The organism is Prevotella sp. 20925_1_30, from assembly GCF_041433025.1.
In the GTDB taxonomy this organism is placed as follows: domain Bacteria; phylum Bacteroidota; class Bacteroidia; order Bacteroidales; family Bacteroidaceae; genus Prevotella; species Prevotella vespertina.
Genome location: NZ_JAPWAR010000017.1, coordinates 38179 through 61684, shown reverse-complemented (window position 1 = coordinate 61684; position 23506 = coordinate 38179). Strand labels below are relative to the sequence as shown.

At 38.3% G+C, this 23506-nt stretch carries 21 protein-coding genes; 12 read left to right on the top strand and 9 right to left on the bottom strand.

Features of this window, described 5'->3' with window-relative positions; all coding sequences use genetic code 11:
• Positions 1-12: 12 nt before the first annotated feature.
• The gene (locus O3603_RS08490) at positions 13-186 is read left to right on the top strand and encodes a hypothetical protein (RefSeq protein ID WP_371522188.1); all 174 of its coding nucleotides are present in this window, start codon (positions 13-15) and stop codon (positions 184-186) included.
• Positions 187-248: 62 nt separating this feature from the next.
• Here O3603_RS08490 and O3603_RS08485 read toward each other — a convergent pair whose 3' ends face one another.
• The 3 genes from O3603_RS08485 to mazG all read right to left on the bottom strand — a co-directional run bounded on the left by O3603_RS08485 (position 249) and on the right by mazG (position 2720).
• Positions 249-1163 carry a ribonuclease Z gene (locus O3603_RS08485; RefSeq protein WP_371522186.1) on the bottom strand — a complete coding sequence of 305 codons (915 nt, stop codon included), beginning with the start codon at positions 1161-1163 and terminating at the stop codon, positions 249-251.
• 103 nt (positions 1164-1266) lie between these two features.
• Entirely contained in the window at positions 1267-1824 is a 558-nt protein-coding gene (locus O3603_RS08480) for a hypothetical protein (RefSeq protein WP_371522184.1), read from the bottom strand.
• A 20-nt stretch (positions 1825-1844) separates the two neighbouring features.
• The gene (mazG, locus tag O3603_RS08475; protein ID WP_371522182.1) at positions 1845-2720 is read right to left on the bottom strand and encodes a nucleoside triphosphate pyrophosphohydrolase; all 876 of its coding nucleotides are present in this window, start codon (positions 2718-2720) and stop codon (positions 1845-1847) included.
• A gap of 146 nt (positions 2721-2866) precedes the next feature.
• On the opposite strand from mazG, the gene O3603_RS08470 reads away from it, so the two are divergent.
• Complete coding sequence (locus O3603_RS08470; RefSeq protein WP_371522180.1) at positions 2867-5560, top strand: valine--tRNA ligase; 2694 nt, start codon at positions 2867-2869, stop codon at positions 5558-5560.
• Positions 5561-6030: 470 nt separating this feature from the next.
• A complete protein-coding gene (locus O3603_RS08465; RefSeq protein WP_371522178.1) occupies positions 6031-6492 on the top strand; it encodes a DNA-binding protein in 462 nt (153 codons plus the stop codon).
• Between the two features lie 243 nt (positions 6493-6735).
• On the opposite strand, the gene galE is transcribed toward O3603_RS08465, so the two are convergent.
• Positions 6736-7773, bottom strand: a complete 1038-nt coding sequence (gene galE / locus O3603_RS08460) for a UDP-glucose 4-epimerase GalE (protein ID WP_371522177.1) — start codon at positions 7771-7773, stop codon at positions 6736-6738.
• Positions 7774-7943: 170 nt separating this feature from the next.
• Here galE and O3603_RS08455 point away from each other — a divergent pair, with 170 nt between their 5' ends.
• Both O3603_RS08455 and O3603_RS08450 read left to right on the top strand, forming a co-directional pair.
• On the top strand, positions 7944-8390 hold the full coding sequence (locus O3603_RS08455; RefSeq protein ID WP_371522175.1) for a hypothetical protein: 447 nt from the start codon (positions 7944-7946) through the stop codon (positions 8388-8390).
• Positions 8387-9643, top strand: a complete 1257-nt coding sequence (locus O3603_RS08450; protein ID WP_371522173.1) for a DUF5103 domain-containing protein — start codon at positions 8387-8389, stop codon at positions 9641-9643. Before O3603_RS08455 ends, O3603_RS08450 begins: the two co-directional genes overlap by 4 nt.
• 36 nt (positions 9644-9679) lie before the next feature.
• On the opposite strand, the gene O3603_RS08445 is transcribed toward O3603_RS08450, so the two are convergent.
• From O3603_RS08445 to O3603_RS08435, 3 genes are read right to left on the bottom strand one after another with little or no spacing between them, the layout of a single operon-like run.
• Complete coding sequence (locus O3603_RS08445) at positions 9680-9868, bottom strand: hypothetical protein (RefSeq protein WP_371522171.1); 189 nt, start codon at positions 9866-9868, stop codon at positions 9680-9682.
• Positions 9865-11388: a DNA methylase gene (locus tag O3603_RS08440; RefSeq protein WP_371522169.1), complete on the bottom strand. Its 1524-nt coding sequence runs from the start codon at positions 11386-11388 to the stop codon at positions 9865-9867. Before O3603_RS08440 ends, O3603_RS08445 begins: the two co-directional genes overlap by 4 nt.
• Positions 11389-11421: 33 nt before the next feature.
• Positions 11422-11817: a hypothetical protein gene (locus tag O3603_RS08435; RefSeq protein WP_371522167.1), complete on the bottom strand. Its 396-nt coding sequence runs from the start codon at positions 11815-11817 to the stop codon at positions 11422-11424.
• Positions 11818-11995: 178 nt separating this feature from the next.
• On the opposite strand from O3603_RS08435, the gene lepA reads away from it, so the two are divergent.
• Both lepA and O3603_RS08425 read left to right on the top strand, forming a co-directional pair.
• Entirely contained in the window at positions 11996-13777 is a 1782-nt protein-coding gene (gene lepA / locus O3603_RS08430; RefSeq protein WP_371522165.1) for a translation elongation factor 4, read from the top strand.
• 27 nt (positions 13778-13804) lie between these two features.
• Positions 13805-14404 (top strand): Crp/Fnr family transcriptional regulator, encoded by a 600-nt coding sequence (locus O3603_RS08425; protein WP_155716229.1) that lies wholly within the window; start codon positions 13805-13807, stop codon positions 14402-14404.
• Positions 14405-14505: 101 nt separating this feature from the next.
• Here O3603_RS08425 and O3603_RS08420 read toward each other — a convergent pair whose 3' ends face one another.
• Positions 14506-15153 carry an HAD family hydrolase gene (locus O3603_RS08420; protein ID WP_371522163.1) on the bottom strand — a complete coding sequence of 216 codons (648 nt, stop codon included), beginning with the start codon at positions 15151-15153 and terminating at the stop codon, positions 14506-14508.
• 160 nt (positions 15154-15313) lie between these two features.
• Between O3603_RS08420 and mltG the strand changes: the two genes are divergently transcribed.
• Positions 15314-16348, top strand: coding sequence for an endolytic transglycosylase MltG (gene mltG / locus O3603_RS08415; RefSeq protein WP_371522161.1), 1035 nt, complete (start codon positions 15314-15316; stop codon positions 16346-16348).
• 710 nt (positions 16349-17058) lie between these two features.
• On the opposite strand, the gene O3603_RS08410 is transcribed toward mltG, so the two are convergent.
• Positions 17059-18318, bottom strand: a complete 1260-nt coding sequence (locus tag O3603_RS08410) for an Nramp family divalent metal transporter (protein ID WP_371522159.1) — start codon at positions 18316-18318, stop codon at positions 17059-17061.
• A 587-nt stretch (positions 18319-18905) separates the two neighbouring features.
• Here O3603_RS08410 and O3603_RS08405 point away from each other — a divergent pair.
• Genes O3603_RS08405 through O3603_RS08390 form a run of 4 tightly spaced genes read left to right on the top strand, consistent with a single transcriptional unit; the run spans position 18906 to position 23242 of the window.
• Positions 18906-20624 (top strand): glutamine--tRNA ligase/YqeY domain fusion protein, encoded by a 1719-nt coding sequence (locus tag O3603_RS08405; RefSeq protein WP_371522158.1) that lies wholly within the window; start codon positions 18906-18908, stop codon positions 20622-20624.
• Positions 20625-20642: 18 nt separating this feature from the next.
• On the top strand, positions 20643-21833 hold the full coding sequence (locus tag O3603_RS08400) for a hypothetical protein (protein WP_371522156.1): 1191 nt from the start codon (positions 20643-20645) through the stop codon (positions 21831-21833).
• 34 nt (positions 21834-21867) lie between these two features.
• On the top strand, positions 21868-22506 hold the full coding sequence (locus tag O3603_RS08395) for a DedA family protein (protein ID WP_314868789.1): 639 nt from the start codon (positions 21868-21870) through the stop codon (positions 22504-22506).
• A 49-nt stretch (positions 22507-22555) separates the two neighbouring features.
• Positions 22556-23242, top strand: a complete 687-nt coding sequence (locus O3603_RS08390) for an RNA polymerase sigma factor RpoD/SigA (protein ID WP_009435291.1) — start codon at positions 22556-22558, stop codon at positions 23240-23242.
• Positions 23243-23506 lie beyond the last annotated feature (264 nt).

Sequence of the window (23506 nt, the reverse complement as noted above, 5' to 3'; positions counted from 1 at the left end):
AGAATAAATTGAATGGGCAAGGAAAAGAAGAAAAAAAAGCCTCACCCCCTCTCCGAACCAACGGTCACTGACCAACGGGAAGTAATGGCGAGGGGAGTAGAATGTACTGTTTGCAGGGGATTTGCTGGGGGATTTACAGGAGAATTTACAGGAGGATTTATTGGTGATTGGATAGAGGTTAGATAGAGATATACCAGGTGTTTACTATATAATAAAGGTGGGATTAAGGAATATGTGTCCTATTTGTCTTAAACATCAATGACCATCCCCTCTTGTGATAAGATAGTATTCGGGAAGATAGCTTGAGATTCTTTTAATAGTAACTCCTCATTATTATATCGAGCGGAATAATGACCTAAAAGTAATTTACCAACCTTTGCATCATGTGCTACCTTCGCTGCTTGTTCTGACGTACTATGCCAATAGAGCTTAGCACGATCGGCATCCTTCGCAAGATATGTGCTTTCATGATAAAGTGTATTAACTCCTTGAACTTGCTTAGAAAGTGACTTGATATATCTCGTATCGGAACAATAAGCGTAACTACGGGCAGGAGTAGCAGGCGATGTAAGTCGGTCGTTCGGAATAATATCTCCATCTGGAGTGATCCAATCAGCACCATTCTTTATGTTATTAATCTGACTGATTGGGATATGATAGAAATCAATCATATCTCGACGAATATGCGGAAGCGTTTGTTTCTCTCTAAAAAGGAATCCACAACATTCTACTCTATGCTGCAAAGGAATCGTTTCGACTGTCAGACTACGATCTTCATAAATCACTTTCTGTTGAGTTGTATCTAAGCCATGGAATATTACTTCAAACCCTAATCCCTGACAAAAGAAGTCGAGTGTTTGCTGAAGGATAGGCTCAAAAGAAGAAGGAGCATAGATATGTAGAGGTGCGGTGCGCCCTGTCATACCAAATGTAGACAACATTCCTGGTAATCCAAAACAATGATCGCCATGAAGATGACTAATGAATACAGCTATAATTCTTGAGAAATGGATGTGCAACCTACGTAATTGTATCTGCGTTCCTTCTCCACAATCAATCATAAATTGCTTTTCTCTCAGTTCAACAACCTGCGAAGAAGGATAATGTCTCAATGTAGGTAAGGCACTTCCACAGCCTAAAATACGTACAGTAAATGGTTCCATACAGCAATACTAACGAATATGAAAATGCTCGAATCGCTTAGCTAAATCTCATTCAAAGAGCTATTACACGACACGAGCATTATAATGTTTTATCAGCTAAATCTTACTTTCCTCTTGTAAAGACAAAAATACCATTGTGATTTTCTAATGATAGTGAGTCAGCACCGAGATTATCAACGTCAAAGGTATCTTTTGATAATATCAACTTACCATTCCAAATCTTCCATGAAGTCCAAGGATTCTTCTCTGATTGAAGACTGGAACTAACCGTCCCGCCCTCTTTAATCTCGAAGTTGCGATCAAGACTTGTCCAATTTCCTAATAGAGAAGTTAGGTTAATGGCAGAACGCATGAAGTTATCGCCATATTCCTTATACCCAATCACGGCAAAGCGATCGCCGTGAATCTTTCCACCTTTCACAACATCAATTGTGTCATCTGGATTTACTAAGAACTCAACCGTATCACCTTTATCAGTAAGTAAGATTAAAGAATTCATACCTCCATCAACCATAGTACCATAAACCGTACTATCGCCCACAGTCAAAGAATCGGTACTACCACTTGCTTGAGCCAATGATGACTTTGCCTTATTATCCTTACAAGCGTAAACAGCAGCAAGGATAATCAATGAAATAACTAAATAAAAACTCCTTTTCATGTGCTTAATATCTTTAGTTCTTATAGTTTCTTTGCTTCTTCCCAATATTGATCCATCTCTGCGAGTGTCAAATCCTTTATAGAGACACCTTTTTCACGCGCTTTCTTTTCGATGTATTCAAATCGTTTTATAAACTTCTGATTCGTATGTTCGAGTGCATTATCAGGGTTAATATGATAGAGACGGGCTGCATTGATAAGCGAAAACATAAAGTCGCCAAACTCTTCGGTTGAACGTTCTTTATCTTCTTTCTGTAGTTCTGCCTTCAATTCGCCTAACTCTTCATAAACTTTGTCCCATACCTGCTCTTTTTCTTCCCAATCAAAGCCCACATTACGAGCCTTGTCTTGTATGCGATAAGCCTTTATAAGACTTGGTAATGATTCTGGAACACCAGAGAGGACAGACTTATTTCCATCTCTTTCGCGCTGTTTCCGCTGTTCCCAAGTAGATTCAACTTGCGTTGCTGTATTAGGCGCTGCTTGCTGATTATCGCTTGTTTGTTGTTTCAATTCATCTTTATAAACCACCTGTCCATTAGCATTTACAGCCATATCCTGCCGTGTTACTTCCCATCCTGTCCAATCAATAAAATCATGTCTGAACATGAGTTTATCCGATTGTGCATTACAAACATCAGCAACATCAAACTCTTCTTTTTCCTGACCGAGCATTGAATAGAACACAACGTGCTCCATAACATCGCCCAATTCCTTACAGATATTCTTTGAATCGTTCTTGAGAAGTGCATCAGCTAACTCGAAAGTCTCTTCAATAGTATTAGGACGAAGACTCTCATTGGTTTGTTTTCTATCCCAAGGGCACTCCTTGCGAAGACGTTCCTGGACATCCAACAAACGTGCAAAGGCTTTTAATTTTTCTTCTTTTGTATGCAATGTCTTGATGTTTAAAGTTAAAGATAAACGTTAAAGTACTTGTTTGGAAGTACTAATATCGTTGCAAAGATACGCTTTTTAGGCGGATTTTTTGTACTTTTGCACCGTATTTTAATGATAATAAAGAATAAAAAATATACGAAACAATGGAATTAGCAAGCAAGTATGATCCACAGGTTGTGGAATCAAAATGGTACCAGTATTGGCTGGACAATAAGCTATTTAGTTCTAAACCTGATGGGCGTGAGCCTTATACTGTGGTGATTCCACCACCAAATGTTACTGGTGTACTCCACATGGGACACATGCTCAACAACACTATTCAGGACATTCTTGTAAGACGTGCGCGCATGGAGGGTAAGAATGCTTGCTGGGTTCCAGGTACTGATCATGCAAGTATTGCCACCGAAGCAAAGGTTGTAAACAAGTTGGCGCAGGAAGGCATCAAAAAGACCGACCTTACCCGTGAACAATTCCTTGAGCATGCGTGGGATTGGACGCATGAGCATGGCGGTATTATCCTGAAACAGTTACGCCGTTTGGGCTGCTCTTGCGATTGGGATCGTACTGCTTTCACCATGGACGACACCAGAAGTAAGAGTGTTATTAAGGTATTCTGCGACTTATATAATAAAGGTTATATCTATCGTGGTGTACGAATGGTCAATTGGGACCCACAGGCACAGACTGCTCTATCGGACGAGGAGGTGATTTATAAGGATGAACACTCTAAACTTTATCACCTTAAATATTATGTTGCTGCTGACGATCAGGCTAAAGTGGAGCGTAAAGACGAGGGCAACGTAATGCACAAAGATGAGAAAGGTTACTACGCCGTGGTTGCAACGACCCGTCCTGAAACAATTATGGGTGACTCGGCTATGTGCATTAATCCAGAAGATGTGAAGAACACATGGCTCAAAGGTTTGCATGTCATCGTACCATTGGTTAACCGTGTAATCCCAGTTATTGAGGATTCATACGTCGATATTCAGTTCGGAACAGGTTGTTTGAAGGTTACTCCTGCACACGATGTCAACGACCATGCGCTCGGTTTGAAGCATGGATTAGAAACAATCGACATCTTCAATGATAACGGAACCATCTCCGAGGCGGCTGGTTTGTATGTAGGTCAAGATAGAATGGACGTGCGCAAGCAGATATCTAAGGACTTAGAGGCGGCTGGTTTGATGGAAAAGGTAGAAGACTATGACAATAAAGTAGGCTTCTCGGAGCGTACCAACGTGCCTATCGAGCCGAAACTCTCTACACAATGGTTCCTCAAAATGCAGCACTTTGCCGACATTGCGCTCGCTCCAGTCATGGACGATGAGATAGAGTTCTATCCAAAGAAATATAAAAATACCTACCGCCACTGGCTTGAAAACATCAAAGACTGGTGTATCAGTCGCCAACTTTGGTGGGGTCATCGCATCCCTGCTTACTATTTCAAGGACGCAGAAGGTAAGAACGCAACAGTCGTTGCAGAGACCGCAGACGAGGCATTGAAACTCGCAAAAGAGAAGAATCCTAACGTAACTGCAGCCGATTTAGAGCAGGAAAGCGATTGCATGGACACATGGTTCTCAAGTTGGCTATGGCCAATCTCTGTGTTTGATGGCATTAACAACCCCGATAATGAGGAAATAAACTACTACTACCCTACGAGCGATCTCGTGACAGGTCCAGACATTATCTTCTTCTGGGTGGCACGAATGATCATGGCAGGCTATGAATATCGTGGTAGATTCCCATTCAAGCATGTTTATTTCACGGGTATTGTGCGCGATAAGCTCGGGCGGAAGATGAGCAAGAGTCTTGGTAATTCGCCTGACCCGATTATGCTTATCGAGAAATATGGTGCCGATGGCGTCCGTATGGGTATGATGCTTTCAGCCCCAGCCGGCAATGATATTCTCTTCGATGAGACGCTCTGTGAGCAAGGACGTAACTTCAATAACAAGATTTGGAATGCCTTCCGCCTCGTACAAGGTTGGCAAACTGCCGATATTGAACAGCCACAAGCAAGCCGAATCGCCGTTGAATGGTTCGATGCCAAACTGAAAGCTGTGAACAAAGAGATGGACGAACAATTCAAGAGCTATCGTATTTCCGAGGCATTGATGACCGTCTATCGCCTCTTCTGGGACGAGTTTTCAAGCTGGTATCTTGAGATGATTAAGCCAGAATATGGCAAACCTATCGACAAAGTGACCTACGAGGCAACGCTCCGTTTCTTCAATTCTTTGTTAAAGATGCTCCACCCCTTCATGCCTTTCATCACCGAAGAGCTATGGCAGCACATCTATGACCGCAAAGACAGCGAGAGCATTATGCGCGATGAACTGAAACTCCCAGCTCCAACCAAGGGCGAAGAGCGGTTAATCGAAGACATAGAACAGGTGAAAGCAATCGTCGGTGGTGTCAGAACGGTGCGCAATCAGAAGAATATCGCACCTAAGGTTGAACTCGAACTCAATGCCATTGGGCAAAATAACTACGAGGCATACAACAGCGTAATCCATAAGATGGCGAACTTAAAGACAATCGAAGTGGTGGCAGAGAAGCCCAGCGACGCATCAGGCTTCATGGTCGGAACGGACAGTTTTGCCGTACCTGTTGGCGATTTGATTGATGTTGCAGCCGAAATCGAAAAGCAAGAGAAAGAACTCAACCATCTGGAAGGCTTCCTCGCTGGCATCAAGAAGAAGCTATCTAACGAGAATTTTGTTTCTCATGCCCCTGCGGCAGTCATCGAACGTGAGCGCAAAAAGCAAAGCGATTCCGAAGAAAAGATTGCAGCTCTCAAAGCAAGTTTGGAGGAATTGAGGAAAAAGTAAACTAATTTTACCTAACAATATCCGAGTAGGAATTAGGCTTATTAGCGAATAGCAGGCTTAATTCCTACTCTCTTTTTTTGTCATTCTGCACACGAAAATCACCCATTTTTAGTCCATTTTATATGCCTTCGTAAGCTACTGATTATCAGCGAGATACAAAACCAATAATAAATTCAGAAAAAACGTATATACATTTTGATGAAAACGTATATACGTTTTATCGAAAATGTATATACGTTTTTAGTAAATCCAATATACGATTTCTTAGAAATGAATATACGATCACTCAAAATTAAATATTGGTTTCTGAAAAATGGATTACAAAACAAGATAAAATTATATGTCTCCTTTGCCTATTTATTCAAATAATTTCATTATATTTGCGGCATACAATCTGAGTGTAAGTACTGTGAAGTGTGCAGATACCCCACTCTAATTTATTTAAAACACATTAAAAAACCATTTAGCTTATGGATTTCTCATTAACAAAGCGCAAGGTTAGTATTGGCACAAAGAAAAATCAGGAAGTCTTCGTTGCTCACCCTGTTTGTCAGAAACATCACATCACTTTTGATGAACTATGTGATCGCATGGCGGACGATTCAACCGTTGGTCAAGCTGACATTGCGGCTGTATTCTATCGTTTCCGCAAAGTGTTAAACGAACTTTGTTCGAGAGGTTACATTGTCGACGGGGGACCAATCGGTACGTTCCGACCCACATTCACCTCAAAATCTGTGCTGAAAGAAGAAGATTTCAAGCCTTCGGAATGTATTTCCAAAACGCAAATTCTCTTCACTCCAACCGCCGATTTCCGAAGACTCAAGGATGTAGAGTTCTTCCGCGTAGCTGCGCAGGAGAAACCTAAAAGCAAGAAGAAGATGAAAGAGGAGAAAAACGAGCACGAAGAGAATGGACCAGTAGTTGGCTAAATCTCATTCCTTAGAAACAATACGCCACGAGCAATTTGCTCGTGGCGTATTCATTTTTGGGAAAATGTAGTTTATTGATACCTCAAATAGCCTCATCACTTGATGATATTACAGCAGAAAACAAAATTATCCCCCGATTCACATCGAGGGATAACAACAACACAAACACAAAATAAAGCAGGTTTCCCCGCAATTATTGTATATGAAAATTATAATTAATTAATTCAGTATCTTTTCTTTTAATTACATCACTCCATCTGCTCTTAGCTTCTCTTGCCATTTCCAGGCAGATGCAAGAACATCAGATAAAGGGGTGTCAGCCTTCCAACCCAATACAGTATTAGCCTTGGTGCAATCTCCCCAAATCTTCTCAATATCCCCTTCACGACGAGTACCAAACTTCCAATTCACCTTCACGCCCGTGGCTTTCTCAAAGGTTTCAACAATCTCACGAGTGGTATTGCCGTGACCAGTTCCAATGTTGAAATATTCAATATTATCTGATTTATTATCTAAGATACGCTTCATCGCCGCAACATGCGCCTTGGCTAAATCAACAACATAGATATAATCGCGGATACATGTGCCATCAGGTGTATTATAATCATTACCGAAGATGGTTAATTCTTTTCTGATTCCCATTGCTGTTTGCGTAACGAATGGTATCAAATTGTTAGGAACTCCATTTGGTAATTCACCAATCAATGCTGAAGGATGTGCTCCAATTGGATTGAAATAACGCAAAACAATACTCTTGATGTTTGCCCCACTATGGATGTAGTCAAGAATAATTTGCTCATTAATCTCCTTTGTATTGCCATAAGGCGAGGTAGCTTTCTGATGAGGCGCATTTTCTGTCACTGGCAAATTCTCTGGATTTGGCTGACCATAAACGGTGCAAGAACTAGAGAAAATAATTCCTTCAACGCCATATTCTGGCATTAATTCAAGTAAATTAACCAGTGAAACAATATTATTTCTGTAGTACATTAATGGTTTTTGTACGCTCTCCCCTACTGCTTTTGAGGCAGCAAAGTGGATAATACCTTCAATCTTAGGATACTTACGGAATACATTTTCTGTTGCTTCGCGATCACGAAGGTCTACCTGTTCAAAAGCAGGACGCACACCCGTTATCTTTTCAATACCATCTAATACCTCAATCTTAGAGTTAGATAAGTCATCTACTATAACGACATCATAACCAGCTTCTATCAGTTCAACACTTGTATGAGAACCAATGAAACCAGTACCACCTGTAACAAGAATTGTTTGTTTCATTTGCTTTTTAAGATTACCTTCTATTTAGGTTAATAAAACCATAAGTTTCGTTGCAAAGATAACGCTTTTTTCATTATCAACAAAAAAAGAACGTAAAAAAAACAACGAGATAATATAAAACAGAAAACTTTTTGTATATTTGCCCCCATAAATAAATATCATACCAAACGATGAATGTAACCGAACAGACACAGCAACAAATTGAACGTTTCTTAAAGAAAATCGCACAGAAATTCACAGCTTGTGATTGTAACCTGTCTATGACTGATCTCCATTTACGCGCTTCTCAAGATAGTGGCGACCTGATGGCATTTGATGATAATGACAACGAAATTACTCGTTGTGTTATCGAAGAATGGATTGATAATAAGAGCGATAACTTTTATCCAGAGATAGCATTAGTACTACGTTCTGAGATGAATCGTGTTAAAGATATAATAGAGAATCTTTCTATTATGAAGCCTTATAGCTTTGTCTTGGAAGATGATGATAAGAATTGTATAACGGAATTGTATCTTGTTGATGATGATTTAGGAATCATTGGCGGTGATCTTATGCAAGGACTAGACAAGGACTTAGATAGTTTCCTTCAAAATATTTTGGAAGAAGACGCATGAGACAGCTGCTCCTTACATCCTATTATCTCTTATTATCATTCCTTCCTATAAGTATCTCCGCACAGAGACACGAGATTATCGATAATAATATTCGGTCATTGCAGGTCGTTGCTAATCAGAATTGGCTAACATTACCTATAATGTATCTAAACGGCGGCAAGATTAGTATTGATTTTGATGATCTTACGCATACTTATCGACGGATGACTTATAGTATAGAACATTGTGAAGCTGACTGGAAAATATCAGAAAATCTCTTTGATAGTGATATTGCCGACGGATTCCTCAATGATAATTTAATAGACGATGTTAAAGAGTCTACCTTAACTAACACCTTATACACACATTATCATCTGAAAATTCCAAACAAGGATTGTCAACCAAAGATTTCAGGTAATTACAGATTAACGGTCTTTGATGATAACAAAAAGCCTTTGTTGACTGCATGCTTTATGCTTATTGAGCCTGCCGAAAACGCAATGGGCGTTAAACTGAGTGTGACAACTCAAACGGATGCCACAATTAATGATGCAAATCAGCAGGTTGAAATGGCTGTAAATTATGGGAATTACATAGTCTCTAATCCACAACAACAAATTAAAACTGTTGTATTACAAAACCGTAACTGGCTAGATGCTAGATGGAATAGTAAACCACAATATGTAATGAATAATGGTTTACAATGGATACATGATAAGGACTATATCTTCTGGGGAGGCAACGAATATCGTAAATTTGAACTTCTTTCGACCGATGTTGCGTCAATGGGAATAGATCATGTGGCTTGGGATGGTAGTAATTTCCATGCTTATCCTTTTATCACAACACCATTATTAAATTATATCTACGAAGAGGATGCTGATGGCGCTTTCCTTATCCGTAATTCAAATAATATAGAAAGCAATACAACAAGTGACTATGTTATCACGCATTTCCAACTAAATGTACCAGAACCAGCTCCTTATCATATCTTTTTAAATGGTGATTGGACGTACAGTCGCTTATTACCGCAATATGAAATGACCTATAACCCTACAAAGAAATGCTATGAAACCGCCTTACCTTTGAAGTTGGGTTATTACAATTATCAATTCATAGCAGTAAATAATCAAGGAGAGTTAGTGCCCTTTACTATTGATAATAGTCATTATCAAACAGAGAATAGCTATCAAGCTCTTATTTATTTCCGCCCACAAGGAGGAAGGACAGATAAACTTGTAGGGTATGATAATATAAGATTCACAAAGAGATAAACTTAATAATGTAAGTCTTCGATATAAAGCATAGCACTATATATCCATCTCATTATCTTCTTTCTTTGTATTTGTATCACGAATAACTTTCGCAATAGCTTCCTCATATCCAGTAAGCGCAGCAAAAGGCGCAAATTGTGCGGCTCGGTTATAAAGACTCATCCGTGGATGTCGTTTAGAGACATGATGAGGGAGATTGATTATGTCATCATACTTATCTGTCATGCTTTATGTCCTCCAATTTGTTTATTACGTTCACGTGCCGTAGAACCTTCTTCAAAATTTAATCCTCGCAATAGTGAATTCTTACCAAAGCGTTGTTTAATATTTAATATCGTTTCTTGCATTCTCCGTTCACGTGCTAGTTCTTTCCTTTCTTTTTCACGCTTCTTTATTAAGGTATCATTATCTGCAAAAAGATCCAACTCAACAGGTTCTGGAGTTCTATTATTGATAAATTCTTCTCGAAGTACATGATTCAATGAAATATTTACTCGTCTAATAAGCAATCTTCTATCAACAATCTCTTCATAAAGTTTTAAAACTGTTTGAGTCATTATATGTGAAGAAGAAGTAAAATGAGGAAAAGTAGCGGAACCATGAGCATGTTTAGGAACTTTACGTCCATACCAATCTTTAGATATCGGACCAGTATAATCATTTACCTTCGTTGATATCAAACTATCTTTATCATATCCAACATAAAGAACAAGTTGATCTGCAACACAACGTTTCTCAACTAAATCTAAAGATAAGGCATCAACCATCTCTTGTACAACAACTTTTGCTTTCTGAAAAGTATAAGCTTCATGTAATACTTGCCCACTACTCATAGAATTACATTCTGGACGATAAACTTTTACCATTTCCATTGTACATGGTTCCCAGCCCCAAGCATGATCTATCAATAATTCTGCATTAACGCCAAAGAGCTTATAAAATAATTCTTCATGTTCAAGAGACCAACGAGCTATCTTGCCCATAGTGTCAATTCCATAAGGATATAATTGTTGGGCAATACCATGCCCTACACGCCAAAAGTCTGTAAGTGGTTTATGATTCCATAGATTTTTACGATAACTATGTTCATCTAATTCTGCAATTCTAACTCCATCCTTATCAGCAGGTATATGCTTTGCCACGATATCCATCGCCACCTTACAAAGATATAAGTTAGTTCCTATACCCGCCGTAGCTGTTATCCCTGTCTCACGAAGAACATCACGAATCATCTTCATTGCAAAATCATGGGCTGATAGTTTAGAACTATAAAGATAAGGTGTGGCATCTATAAAAACCTCATCTATCGAATACACATGTATATCCTCTGGTGCTACGTATCGCAAATAGATACTATATATCTTGGCACTATGTTGAATGTAATGCGCCATTCTTGGGACTGCCGTGATATAATCAACTTCCCAATCCTTATGTTGTTCTAAATCAATTGCATTGGAAGACTTACCAGTAAAGCCTCCTTCTAACAATTCTTCCTTACGTTTATTATTGACTTCGCGCAAACGTTGAACAACCTCAAATAAACGTGCACGCCCTGGTAAACCATAAGATTTAAGAGAAGGTGATACAGCTAAACAAATTGTCTTTTCCGTTCTACTGACATCTGCGACGACAAGATTAGTTGTCAAAGGATTCAAGCCACGCTCAACACACTCCACACTGGCATAGAACGATTTAAGATCTATGGCAATATAAGTCTTTGAATGTGGAACACATGATGTCTGCACTATCAATTATCCTGAATTTAATAAAGAATCTATCTATTGATAATCTTTTGTAGTATAAGTTGCATCAAACAACACTTCTGAAGGCTTCTTTTCAGAATGGTAGGTATATTGGAAATTAAAGCCTGCATCTTTATAAGCTTTCGTTCCTGCATCTGATCTTAACCCTTCTTTCAAGGCTTGCCGTAATTTACCTTGTTGTTTATCAATAACCAATCTATTATCAGCTGTACCAACAAGCGTATTATAATAATGAATGGTTCGAGTAGTCGATTCAAAGACCATACTATCCAACCGTACATTATCTACTACTGGAGTTGGACATTTCTTCTCTGTATATTCTTTACATTCCTGAGCTGCTCTATCTTCTAAGCTCCTATGACAAGAAGAACAAAGTGCCACCATTAAAGCAAAATAGAATAAACGCTTCATAATTAATTCTTTTATTATTATTTCATTGGAATATATCATAAAGTAGATTCCCAACGAGCATAATTCTCTATCAAATATTCTTTGCAAAGATAACAAAAAATAGCTAATTTCCTAATTTATCATTCCACATTCTCAGAATTTATGATTATATTTGCATCTCAAATTATAGAACGAACTGATGGATCATATAAGAAATTTCTGCATTATTGCCCACATTGACCATGGTAAATCTACTTTGGCCGATCGCCTTCTTGAATACACCCAAACAATCAAGATTACTGAAGGACAGATGCTTGACGACATGGATTTGGAGCGTGAGCGTGGCATCACGATTAAGAGTCATGCCATTCAAATGGAATATACTTTCGATAAGGAGAAATATGTATTAAACCTTATTGATACTCCAGGACACGTCGACTTTTCTTATGAGGTGTCACGTAGTATTGCTGCTTGCGAAGGGGCTTTACTCATTGTTGATGCGACTCAGGGTGTACAGGCTCAGACAATATCAAATCTTTATATGGCCATCGACCACAATCTAGAGATTATCCCTGTCATCAATAAGATTGATATGCCTAACGCAATGCCAGAAGAAGTTGAAGATGAGATTGTCGACTTGATTGGTTGTGATCCTGAAGATATTATTAGGGCAAGCGGAAAGACAGGTGAAGGCGTTTCTGAGATACTTGAGGCAATTATTAAACGTATCCCATCTCCCAAAGGGGATGTAAATGCTCCTTTACAAGCTCTTATCTTTGATTCTATTTTCAACTCCTTCCGTGGTATTATTACCCTTTGCAAGGTCGACAATGGTGTCATAAAGAAGGGCGATAAAGTAAAGTTCGTTCAAACGGGGATGGAATATACTGCTGACGAAGTGGGTGTATTGAAAATGGATATGGTACCCACCAAACAACTTTCGACAGGTGAAGTGGGTTATATTATATCTGGCATAAAAAATGCAACGGAGGTAAAGGTTGGTGATACTGTTACTCACATTGATGCTCCTTGCAAGCATGCTATCGAGGGATTCCAAGAAGTAAAGCCTATGGTTTTCGCAGGCGTCTACCCTATTGATCCAAACGATTATGAGAATCTTCGTGCCTCTCTAGAGAAATTACAACTTAACGATGCCTCACTTACATTCCAACCAGAAAGTTCACAGGCTCTAGGATTTGGATTCCGTTGTGGATTCCTCGGTTTACTGCACATGGAGATTGTGCAGGAACGATTAGATCGTGAATTTAATATGGACGTAATTACCACAGTTCCGAATGTTAGCTACATGGTTTATGACAAGCAAGGCAACGAGAAGGAAGTTCATAATCCTTCAGGTTTACCAGATCAAACCATGATCGATCATATTGAAGAACCTTTTATAAGGGCTTCTATCATCACTTCAAGTGACTATATTGGTCCTATCATGACTTTGTGCCTTGATAAACGTGGTGAATTAGTAAGTCAGAACTATGTAAGTGGTAATCGTCTTGAACTAATCTTCATGATTCCTCTTGGTGAGATTGTGATTGATTTTTATGACAAATTAAAGAGTATTTCAAAAGGTTATGCCTCGTTTGATTATCATATAGATTCTTTCCGCCCATCCAAACTAGCAAAGCTCGATATACTGTTAAATGGCGAGCCTGTAGATGCTCTTTCTACATTAACACACGAGAGTAACGCAGTCACATTCGGGAGAAGAATGTGTGAGAAACTAAAGGATCTGATTCCTCGCCAACAGTTCGACATTGCAATACAAGCTGCTATCGGGGCTAAGATTGTCGCAAGAGAGACTGTTAAGCAGGTACGAAAGGACGTTACCGCTAAATGTTATGGAGGCGATATTAGCCGTAAACGTAAACTTTTGGAGAAACAGAAGAAAGGTAAAAAACGTATGAAACAGATAGGGAATGTACAGGTTCCACAAAAAGCATTCCTTGCTGTATTGAAATTAGACTAAAGGATAAGAAAAAGAAAGGATAGGAAAATGAAAGAATTAGCAAATGATACTAGAGATATTGCACGTGAATTAGCACGCAAATATAGTACTATGACTCACGAGGAATTAGATGTCCTCGAGAGTATCCTAGTACCAATGAAATTCAGCAAAGGACAGATGATTCTCAATGAAGGAGAAGTATGCAAGCACTTTTATTATATAGAAAAAGGACTTGTACGTCAGTTCTATTTTAAGAATGGTAAAGAGATAACAGAACACCTTGGAGAAGATCATGGTGTTATAATGTGTATCGAAAGTCTCTTCCAAGAAGAACCAACAAAATTACAGGTGGAGGCATTGGAACCAACACTTATTTATGCTCTCCCTAAACAGAGACTAGAACAAGTAGCTTTGCATAATGTAAACATACAGATTCTGTATCGTAAAATCCTTGAAGAGAGTCTAATCATTTCACAGATACACGCAGACCTTGTTCGATTTGAAACCGCACAAGCTCGATACAAGAGAATGTGTAAACTAAATCCACAAGTCGTACTTCGAGCACCACTCGTTTACATTGCAAGTTATTTGCAGATGACACCTGAGACGCTAAGCCGTGTACGTTCATCTACACTGCTCGATGATTAAAGGAACTTTATAACAAAGCAGATAAAATATTCATTTTTGTCATGTCGTAAATTAAATCTTATAACAATAGATTCATAATTTACAGCATGACAAAAATCGTTTTAGAGCTTAGCCAGTATCTCATGTGGTGACTCCACAAACAAGGTTGCACCATGTTCTATCAAGAATTCTTTATCTCGGAAGCCCCAAAGAACACTAATACAAGGCAATCCACTATTCTTTGCCGTCATAACATCTACATCACTATCACCGATATAAACAGCCCCGTCTTTAGATACACCTAACTGACGAAGTGCTTCGAGAACTGTATCAGGAGCTGGTTTCTTACGAATATTCTCTCGTTCCCCAATAGCTACTTCTATCGTGTCAGCAAAGAAATGATGAGCAAGATCCTGTGTAGCTGCATAAAACTTATTACTTACTATAGCAAGTTTCTTTCCACGCCGTTTTAACTCTGCAAGAAGTTCCAATACACCATCATAAGGACGGGTCCTATCCAGATTGTGCTTCAAATAGTGCTCACGAAACTTTGCATACACTTCTTCAAAGCGAGGGTTTTGCTGACCATCAGGAATAGCACGCTCCATCAGAAGTTTAACTCCATTACCAACAAACATACGAACCTCTTCCAATGTCCTTTCTGGCATTCCTGCCCATCGCAATGCATAATTCGTACTTGCTGCTAAATCCTCTAAACTACTTAACAGCGTCCCATCTAAATCGAAAATATAAGTATTAAAATCCTTCATTATCCCTTGTTTTACGATGGACAAAATTACGCAATAATAGAGAAAACAGACTATCTTTTCTCTTAAATTTCAAAAAAAGTATCGATCTATATCACATACAACAACACTTTTAATGGAGAATTATGTAACTTTGCAACATTGATAAATTAAGCATAACAAGATGGCAAACAAATCGAAGAATAACAAGAAATCGAAAAAGAAATTGGTACTCACAACTATTGCTGTCGTACTAATCGGTATCATTTACTTTCTTTTCTTTTCAGGAATGTCGCGAACAGGGAAAGAGCAATATATTCTGATTGATCAGAATGATAACACTGATTCTGTCTACACTAAGCTGCAACCACTCTCTACTCCACAAGCCTTTTGGGTATTCAAACAGTTAGCTAAAATCACTGGCTATGGGGATAATATCCGAACAGGTAGGTTTGCTGTAGGTTCAGCTGGTTCACTTCAAACATTCAGACATATAAGAAACGGCTTGCAAGCTCCTGTCAAACTAACTATTAAACCAGTTAGAACGCTTAATGATTTAGCTAAAGAGATAAGCAGTAAAATGATGTTTACACGCAGTGAACTACTTGCACGACTAACTTCACCTGCCACATGTAAGAAATATGGCTTCACACCTGAAACAATTCCTGCAATGTTTATCCCTAACACATACGACTTCTATTGGGACACATCCGTAGACAAGTTTCTAGACAAGATGTCTGAAGAAAATAAAAAGTTCTGGACATTCGAACGGAAAGAAAAAGCGAAAGCCGCAGGTCTAACACAGAGTGAAGTAATTACACTCGCAAGTATCGTTGACGAAGAGACATCAAATGTTGCAGAAATGCCAAAAATCGCTGGTATGTATATCAATCGTCTGCACATCAATATGCCACTACAGGCTGACCCAACAATAAAGTTTGCCACTAAAAACTTTACAGCACATCGCATATACCAAAAGTGGCTTACCATTGATAATCCCTACAACACATACAAGTATCGTGGCTTACCACCTGGTCCCATCCGCATACCTTCTGTTGCAGCCATTAACGCCGTTTTGAATTATGTACATCATGACTACATCTATATGTGCGCAAAAGAAGACTTTAGCGGAACGCATAACTTTGCAAAAACTTATCAAGAGCATCAAGAGAATGCTGCAAAATATGCCAAAGCTCTCAATGAGCGTGGAATAAAATAACGCAACAATTAGCTATACATAATTTCTACTTCTGAAACGCCAGCCATCTGGTTTTTCAGAAGTTTTTTTAATTCCCTAGTATAAGCTTTCATACACAAATAGAGATGCACCTTGAATCCTGTGTATGACAATATATACTTTCGTCATTGACAATATATACTTTCGTGCCCCACAAGATGTACTCCCGTGCCCCACGAAATATACTTTCGTCAAAGGCAATCGAAAATAAAGAAGAAGATGCAGGTTGATGGGCTTTTATATACTTGAACTCAATCAACTAAGAAGCACATAAAATTCTTCGCGAAGAAAATCAAAATTGTTCGCGAAGAATATTGAAATTGTTCGCGAAGAATATTAACCCCATCTTAATTCATTATATAAATTCCTGATTCAGGTTGATAACCTTGGATAATTATCCTTAGTAAAAGTTGACTTATACAAAAACTAATAATAGTCAATCTGTCACGAACTATTCACAATTATTCTAATTGTGAAGTCTTAACCTATCAAAGAACAAGAGAGAACAAAAGGTTAAAGCACAATGAATTTTAACCGACCACCTTGGCTTCCTACCTTATCAAGATAACCATTATAATCACCATATATACCTGCCATTGGGAAGAACAGTCTTATCGTTAAAATAATAAATCAGTTACACTTTTAACTATAAAATAAAATTTCAAAATAGTTACTTGCTTACACCACATACTCTATACACTCTCAAACAATAGCCAAATATTCAATAATGTAACAATGCCTGCCAATGAATACAAGAAGATCATATTGATTTTGCTATTGGCATATTTACCCATGACACGCTTAGAAGATGTTAAGCCCACTTGTAAGAAAACAGTAAAAGGAAGTTGCACTGATAGGAACATCTGCGAGATGATTAAACCTTTAAAAGGATCGCCAATAAAGAATATGATCAAAAGAGCTACGCCTAATGACAAAACAATTCCTAAGATCGAGTGTGTATCTTTTGCATTATATGACTCACCAAACAAGCCAGAAAAGATACTACCTGCTGCCATTCCACTTGTAATTGTGCTAGAGATTCCAGCCAATAACAAGGCTATAGCAAAAATATTTGCTGCATTATTACCCAATAGAGGCTGTAACATTGCTTGTGCTTGAGAGAGTTCTTCTACATGCTGACCATGTGAAAAGAAGGTTGTCGCCGCTAATAAAATCATAGCTGAATTGATTGCCCAACCTATTATCATCGAAAATAAGGTGTCAACAAACTCATACTTTAACATATGCAGAATGCGCTCGTCACCTTTTAAATGTATCTCACGGCTCTGAACAATCTCGGAATGGAGAAAAAGATTATGAGGCATTACAACGGCTCCCAATACGCTCATAATAATTAAGAGGGATCCTTGAGGAACAGTTGGCACAAAAGCTCCTTCGATTGCTGACGGCCAATGAATGTCAACCAAGAACAACTCATATATAAATGAAAGTCCAATCATTGATACAAAACCAATAATGGCACGTTCCATCTTCTTGTAGCTATTTGTAAAGAGCATGATAAGAACAGCCACAGTAGTAAGTACGGAACCTGTTGGAATACTCATTCCGAATAACATCTGCAAAGCAATTGCTCCACCTAGTATTTCGGCAAGCGATGTCGATATACTAGCAAGAATCGCACTAATAATAATAGGTCGCCCCACCCATTTAGGAGCATACTTCACAGCAGCTTCACTCAAACATAAACCCGTCACAATGCCCAAGTGCGCAACATTATGCTGTAATGCTATCAACATAATAGTTGATAAGGTAACAACCCACAATAAGGCATAACCATATTCCGATCCTGCTGCAAAGTTACTTGCCCAATTTCCAGGATCAATAAACCCAACAGTAACTAATAATCCAGGTCCAATATATTTAAAAATATCCAAGGCACCCAATACATGTGGGTGGTCCTTTCGCCTCAAGTCCTTAAAAAAATTCTTCATAATTAATAAGTTTCTTGCAAAGTTACATTATCTATACGAGAAAACACAACTCACAAGAAAAGAATTCTTTTTAAATTACACGTAACATACATATAATAAAGAACTTTTCCACTATAAACAATCAAAAACATCATTTCTGATAAAAGAATTTCTTAGTAATCATCTATGCTTATTAAACAGATGAACCATCATTTCATACAAAGAACAATCACCTTTAGGACAATGATAAAATAAAAATGCCTAACGCTTCACAGCGACAGGCATTCAATCTCAATAGGTATTAGTTCTTTTAAGGTAAAAAGATTGTATTCAGGATAACGATTGCAAAGATAAGGTATTTTTTTTTCTCCCACAAACTTTTCCACAACTATTTTTATTATAAAATATTATTTTTTTATTACATATCAGATAATTAACACAAGGTATTAATAATTTTCTATATACAATCAAAGAGCATAACGACAAAATGGATATTTGTATCGAACAATATAAATAAATGCTTATTTCGACTTTATTAATTTCTAGGAAACATTATCATAAACGAGAAAAAATAAGTAACTTTGCAACTAAATAATAAACAAGAAAATATGACTACGATAGAGAATAACACCAATGAAGAGAAGCGAAGTTTAAGCTTTGTAGAACAACTGGTAGAGGAAGATCTTGCAGAAGGTAAGAACGGAGGACGCATTCAAACTCGTTTCCCACCAGAGCCAAACGGCTATCTCCACATAGGACATGCAAAAGCTATTTGCATGGATTTTGGTGTTGCAGAACATTATAATGGTGTTTGTAATCTACGTTTTGATGATACCAATCCAAGTAAAGAGAATAATGAATATGTAGAGAATATCCTCCATGATATTAGTTGGCTCGGATTCAAATGGGGCAATATCTATTATGCAAGTGACTACTTTGAGAAACTTTGGGACTTTGCCATCTGGATGATAAAAAAAGGTTTAGCATACGTAGACGAACAAACAGCTGAGCAGATTGCAGAACAGAAGGGAACACCTACAACACCTGGTACAGCTTCTCCTTATCGAAATCGTCCAATTGAGGAAAACCTTGCCCTATTCGAAAAGATGAATACCCCAGAAGCTGTAGAAGGAAGTATGGTGTTACGTGCAAAGTTAGATATGGCTAACCCTAACATGCACTTCCGTGATCCTATTATCTATCGAATCATCCAGATACCACATCACAGAACTGGTACAAAATGGCATTGCTATCCAATGTATGATTTTGCACATGGTCAGAGTGATTACTTCGAAGGTGTCACCCACTCTATCTGTACACTCGAGTTTGTACCACATCGCCCACTCTATGATAAGTTTGTAGACTTCCTCAAAGAATGTGACGGAACAGCAGACAATCTACATGACAATCGTCCAAGGCAGATTGAGTTTAACCGCTTAAACCTTACATATACAGTAATGTCTAAGCGCAAACTCCATACACTTGTAGACGAACATCTCGTTAATGGTTGGGACGATCCCCGTATGCCTACCCTATGTGGTATGCGCCGTCGTGGTTATTCTCCAGAATCAATCCGCAACTTCATTGACTCTATTGGTTATACAAAGTTTGATGCGCTCAATGACGTTGCTTTATTGGAAGCGGCTGTACGTGATGATTTAAATAAGAAAGCTACACGTGTTAGTGCTGTTCTTGATCCTGTTAAACTTGTCATTACCAACTATCCAGAAGATAAGACAGAGGAGATGGAGGCTATAAACAATCCAGAGAATGAGGCAGATGGTAAACATACTATCACATTCTCAAAGAATCTTTGGATTGAGCGTGCAGACTTCATGGAAGATGCTCCTAAGAAGTTCTTCCGTATGACCCCTGGTAAGGAAGTACGTTTAAAGAACGCTTATATTATTAAATGTACAGGTTGTACAAAGGATGCCGAAGGTAATATCATTGAGATTCAGGCAGAATATGATGAGAACAGCAAGAGCGGTATGCCTGGTTCTGATCGTAAAGTAAAGGGAACTCTCCATTGGGTAAGCGCAGACCACTGCTTAAAGGCTGAGGTTCGTGAGTACGATCGTCTCTTCAACGTAGAGAATCCATCTGCCGATGAGCGTGACTTCCGTGATTTATTAAATCCTCAAAGTCTATCAGTACGCACTGAATGCTATGTAGAAAAGTTCCTTGCAGAGAAGAAACCAGGAGATTATCTCCAGTTCCAACGCACAGGTTACTTTATGCTTGATCCAGATTCTACTACAGACCACCTTGTATTCAACAAGACTGTAGGGCTAAAAGATACCTGGACCAAGAAGGCAAAAGCATAACACTCATTAGAAAGTAATTTGGATATATATTATCAAAGCAAAAAGTTCAAACGACTTCTTCAAAGATATGAAGAGTTGCGAGACAATAACATCAGTGAGTTCCTTGATTCCGAGGATCTCACTGATGTTGCTGAATATTATTATTCCATTGGACAAGATGAAAAAGCACTAGAGACTGCTAATTACACGAATCACCTTTATCCCACAGCGACTGCGCCATTAGCATTTAAAGCGAGAATGGCTCTACTCACTTACAATAATCCAACACTTGCAAATGAAATTGCAGAAACAATCGTCGATAAGAGTGATTTAGACTATCTCTATCTAAAAGCTGAAATTATGATTGCGGATAATCAGGTGAGCAAAGCCGACCAATATCTGCAAGAGCAATATGATAATGTAATAGACGAGGATGATCATGAGGAGTTTGTAATAGATGCGGCGGCTCTTTTCGCTGATTATGAAGAGATTGATTATGCTGAGAAATGGCTGAATCAATCTACTATGATTAATGAGGATGAATACAAAGAGATTAAAGTTCGTATTCTTAAAGGGCAAGGTAAATATGAAGCTAGCGAAACCCTTATTAACGAACTCATCGACGGCAATCCTTACTCTTGTGCGTATTGGAATCAACTTACCCAAATACAATTCCTGCGCAATGATGTTCAGGGAGCCATTACATCCAGCGAATACGCACTGGCTATAAATCCTAATGATGAAGAGGCCTTACTTAACAAAGCAAATGGACTTTTCTCTCTGGATAATTTTGTTGAATCACTGAAATATTACCAACAATATCGGCAGACTTGTCACCATGTTGACTTCAGTATTATTGATGTCACCATTGGTCATCTCTATCTGATTCTTGGTCACCCTAAGGAAGCATTAGACTTCTATTTCCAATCTATAACCGAATCTGAAAATAAAGATCAGGCACTTATCAATGTGGCTATCTCAATATTTGATAATGGATACTTTGAATTAACTTATCGTATTCTTATTAATTATTTACCAAACGCAGCGAAGGATTGGACTGAAGGTTTTGCTTATTTAGCACGTTGCTGCTATGAACTCAAAAAAACGGAGGAATATAAGCAATTTCTTCAAATAGCAATAGAACGGAATACCAGGGAATGTCAAGATGTTTTGTCTGACCTCTACCCCCCAGGAACAGATATAAAAGATTACCCAAGTATCAACATTTGAAATAACAATTATATTAATTAATTAGAACACAATTATGAGTTTTATCACAACCCTACTCGGACACCTTAACTATGGCACCATCTTTCTCTTGATGCTTTTAGAAAGTACGGTCATCCCCGTACCATCAGAGTTAGTGGTTGCACCTGCCGCCTATCATGCAGCAGGCGGAAATCTTGATATGTGGCTTGTCATTCTCTTTGCAACGCTAGGAGCTGATTGCGGTGCTACTATCAATTATCTCGCAGGATGGTATCTCGGACGACCTCTTATTTACAAATTCGCAAATAGTAAATGGGGACACATGTGCCTGCTCAATCAAGAGAAAGTAGAAAAGAGCGAGAAATATTTTGATAAACATGGATTGGTAGCAACCATCACGGGGCGATTACTTCCTGGTATACGTCACCTTATTTCTATCCCTGCCGGACTTGCGAAGATGAGTTATTGGCGCTTCCTTCTCTATACAACAATCGGCGCTGGTGCATGGCATAGTATTCTCGCATTATTAGGTCATTATATGCACTCGTTTGTTCCAGAAGAACAACTCGAAGAAAAGATTCTTGAATATGGAGAATATATCAAGATTGGACTCATTGTCCTAGTACTCATTGCGTGCATTTACTTCCTTGTTAAATGGTATATCAAACGCAAGAAGAACCAACAAGAGAAGTAATTCCATATTGTCAATATATATAAATCTTCAACTTTAAATATTGTGTATCATGAGTGTAAACGAGAAATATATAGAAGAAATCATACAAGAGCAACTCTTAACTGATAAGGAAGAACAATTACTTGCTTCTAAGATTAAGTTAGGTGATGCCAAAGCATTAGAAAAGTTGACAAAAGCTAATCTAAAGTTTGTAGTCTCACTGGCACATCAATATAGGAATCAAGGGCTAGGAGAAGATGATTTAGTCAGCGAAGGTAACATAGGAATGATGCACGCTGCCCAGAAATTCGATGGAACGAAAGGGGTGCGCTTCGTTACTTATGCCGCACCTTATATCAGAAAGGCTATGGAAGAGGCAATAAAAGAACAGGTTTCGCTCTATAAATTGCCTAAAGACGAGAAGAGTAAATTTGAACAAAAACGATCTCGTGCTATCTCTATTGACCAACCCATCCCTGTAGGTAGTAGCAATAACTTCACTCTACAACACGTATTAGAAAATGAGGATACGCCAAAGACTGACGAGCATTTGAACAAAGAATTACTAAGTTTTGAGATTCAAAAAGGCTTGAACGAACTCAACGAAAGGGAAAAGAAAATCATATCGGCTATTTATGGGCTTAATGGCACACACTACACAATGGCAGAAATAGCCGAAGATATGGGATTAAAGCGCGAACGTGTACGACAAATACGCAATAAAGCTCTGCGGAAGCTCCATAAAAAGATGAAGTAAAACACGGGAAAACTAAGGGCAACACTCCCCTATTCTCAATATTGTAATCAATGATTTGAATAAAATTCTGTCTTATCTCCAAGTTAGTTCTATAACTAAATGACAAGTAAAGGTGAGCGGATAAGAGGATTTTATTCAAATCATTTTTGTAATAGAATATTGCTAATTTGAATACCCATAGCTGCGATATTATTCAAGACTCCTATAATCGCCCTCAAATATTCAAATTACAGAGAAGTTCTTAACAGAAAGATAACGAACTAA

Coding starts and splice junctions, on each gene's coding strand:
- O3603_RS08490 (WP_371522188.1), top strand. CDS start 13: ATGGGCAAGGAAAAGAAGAAAAAAAAGCCTCACCCCCTCTCCGAACCA.
- O3603_RS08485 (WP_371522186.1), bottom strand. CDS start 1,163: ATGGAACCATTTACTGTACGTATTTTAGGCTGTGGAAGTGCCTTACCT.
- O3603_RS08480 (WP_371522184.1), bottom strand. CDS start 1,824: ATGAAAAGGAGTTTTTATTTAGTTATTTCATTGATTATCCTTGCTGCT.
- O3603_RS08470 (WP_371522180.1), top strand. CDS start 2,867: ATGGAATTAGCAAGCAAGTATGATCCACAGGTTGTGGAATCAAAATGG.
- O3603_RS08465 (WP_371522178.1), top strand. CDS start 6,031: ATGGATTTCTCATTAACAAAGCGCAAGGTTAGTATTGGCACAAAGAAA.
- galE (WP_371522177.1), bottom strand. CDS start 7,773: ATGAAACAAACAATTCTTGTTACAGGTGGTACTGGTTTCATTGGTTCT.
- O3603_RS08455 (WP_371522175.1), top strand. CDS start 7,944: ATGAATGTAACCGAACAGACACAGCAACAAATTGAACGTTTCTTAAAG.
- O3603_RS08450 (WP_371522173.1), top strand. CDS start 8,387: ATGAGACAGCTGCTCCTTACATCCTATTATCTCTTATTATCATTCCTT.
- O3603_RS08445 (WP_371522171.1), bottom strand. CDS start 9,868: ATGACAGATAAGTATGATGACATAATCAATCTCCCTCATCATGTCTCT.
- O3603_RS08435 (WP_371522167.1), bottom strand. CDS start 11,817: ATGAAGCGTTTATTCTATTTTGCTTTAATGGTGGCACTTTGTTCTTCT.
- lepA (WP_371522165.1), top strand. CDS start 11,996: ATGGATCATATAAGAAATTTCTGCATTATTGCCCACATTGACCATGGT.
- O3603_RS08425 (WP_155716229.1), top strand. CDS start 13,805: ATGAAAGAATTAGCAAATGATACTAGAGATATTGCACGTGAATTAGCA.
- O3603_RS08420 (WP_371522163.1), bottom strand. CDS start 15,153: ATGAAGGATTTTAATACTTATATTTTCGATTTAGATGGGACGCTGTTA.
- mltG (WP_371522161.1), top strand. CDS start 15,314: ATGGCAAACAAATCGAAGAATAACAAGAAATCGAAAAAGAAATTGGTA.
- O3603_RS08410 (WP_371522159.1), bottom strand. CDS start 18,318: ATGAAGAATTTTTTTAAGGACTTGAGGCGAAAGGACCACCCACATGTA.
- O3603_RS08405 (WP_371522158.1), top strand. CDS start 18,906: ATGACTACGATAGAGAATAACACCAATGAAGAGAAGCGAAGTTTAAGC.
- O3603_RS08395 (WP_314868789.1), top strand. CDS start 21,868: ATGAGTTTTATCACAACCCTACTCGGACACCTTAACTATGGCACCATC.
- O3603_RS08390 (WP_009435291.1), top strand. CDS start 22,556: ATGAGTGTAAACGAGAAATATATAGAAGAAATCATACAAGAGCAACTC.